The organism is Micromonospora phytophila (assembly GCF_023656545.1).
GTDB lineage: Bacteria > Actinomycetota > Actinomycetes > Mycobacteriales > Micromonosporaceae > Micromonospora > Micromonospora phytophila.
Window position 1 is genome coordinate 1 of the sequence record NZ_JAMOKF010000588.1, and the last position, 1,729, is coordinate 1,729.

Sequence of the window (1,729 nt, forward strand, 5' to 3'; positions counted from 1 at the left end):
GTGGCCGCCCTGTCCGCCGTCGGCGCGCTGACCACCGTCGCCACCGCCCGACCCCGCGTCACCCCGCCGCCCGTGGTGGCCGGCCTGTCCGCACACCCCACCAGTCCCGTCCCGGGGAACGCAGCAGGCCGGCAGAGCGCACCCGTCGCGCCGCCCGCCGCCGCGCCGCCCGCAGACCGCACGGCACCCGCGGCGGTCACGACGAACCCGCAGGTAGGGGCGGCCGTGCGTCCCGGTGACACGAGGGCACCGGGGCACTCGAACCCCTCGGCGGGTGGGGCCAACCGGCCCGCTGCGGCGGGGGCCCCGGGGAACACGAAACCGCCGGTGGGCGGGACCGACCGTCCCGGTGCCACGGGGGCACCGGGGCGGGCGGTCCGGCTGGTCTGGACCACCGCCACCATCGCCCTGGTGGCGGTCGGCTCGGTCCGGGCGGCCGGTTGGCTCTTCGCCCTCTGCCTGATCGCCGCCACCGCCACCGCCACGCTCGCGGTCACCGGCGGGCGTACGCCGATCGGGATGCTGGCGTCAGCGGTGCTGCCACCGCTGGCGGCGGTCCGGGCGCTGCCCTGGGCGGTACGCGGGCTGGCCCGCACCCGGCCCGGCGGGCCCGGGGTCGGGCGGAGTCTGGCCAGCGTGGCCGTCTCGATCGGACTGCTGGCCCTCTTCGGTCTGCTCTTCTCCTCCGCCGACGCGATCTTCGCCGACCTGCTCGCGGACCTGCTGCCCGACGTCTCGTCGTCCGGGGTGATCGGCTGGGTCCTCCGCTTCCTGCTGGTCGGTGCGGGGCTGCTCGGTGGGGCGTACCTGCTCACCCGGCCGCCCGACCTGGACGGCCTGCACCCGGCGCCGGCCCGGCCGGTCCGCCGGCTGGAGTGGGCGCTCCCGCTGGCCCTGCTCGACCTGCTCTTCGCCGCCTTCGTGCTGGTGCAGCTGACCGTGCTCTTCGGCGGCTCGGGGCACGTGCTGCGCACCGCCGGCCTCAGCTACGCCCAGTACGCGCGCAGCGGCTTCTGGCAGCTGCTCGCGGTCTCCGCCCTCACCCTCCTGGTGATCGCCGGCGCGGCCCGCTGGGCCCCGCGCGGCACCCGCGCCGACCGGCTGCTGATCCGTCTCCTCCTGGGCACGCTGACGCTGCTCAGCCTGGTGGTCGTCGCGTCGGCGCTCTACCGGATGAACGTCTACGCCGACGCGTACGGGGCGACCCGGCTGCGGTTGGTGGTGGCGACGGTCGAGCTCTGGCTCGGGCTGCTCTTCGTCCTCGTCGGGGTGGCCGCGATCCGGTTGCGGGCCCGCTGGCTGCCTCGGCTGGTGCTGGGCACGGCGGTGCTCGCGCTGCTCGGCCTGGCCGGGGCCGACCCGGATCGCCTGATCGCCGAGCGCAACGTCGACCGGTACCAGCAGAGCGGTCGGCTGGACGTCGGGTATGTCGCCGGGCTCTCCGCCGACGCGGTGCCGGCCCTGGACCGGCTGCCCGAGCCGCTGCGCTCCTGCGCGCTGCGCGACATCGCCGCCGAACTGCCCGACGACGGCGTACGCACCGCCAACCTCGGCCGGTCGCGGGCCCGCGGGCTGCTCGACGCGGATGCGGCGGAGGTTGGCGCGCGGGACTGTCCGGGGCTCCGCCGCTGGTGACGGCGCACCCTTGACAATCCCGCCGATCAGGCGAGACTGCCGGGGTGGCCGCTGCCGACGATCTCGCGCCGTCGCCCCGGGCGGGACAGCGGCC

General features: G+C 77.0%; 1 protein-coding gene. It reads left to right on the forward strand.

The window, feature by feature from the left end; translation table 11 throughout:
- A partial coding sequence (locus tag NCC78_RS31535) for a DUF4153 domain-containing protein (RefSeq protein WP_308220982.1) occupies nt 1–1,635 on the forward strand: 1,635 nt, incomplete at its 5' end.
- Between the last annotated feature and the right edge of the window lie 94 nt (nt 1,636–1,729).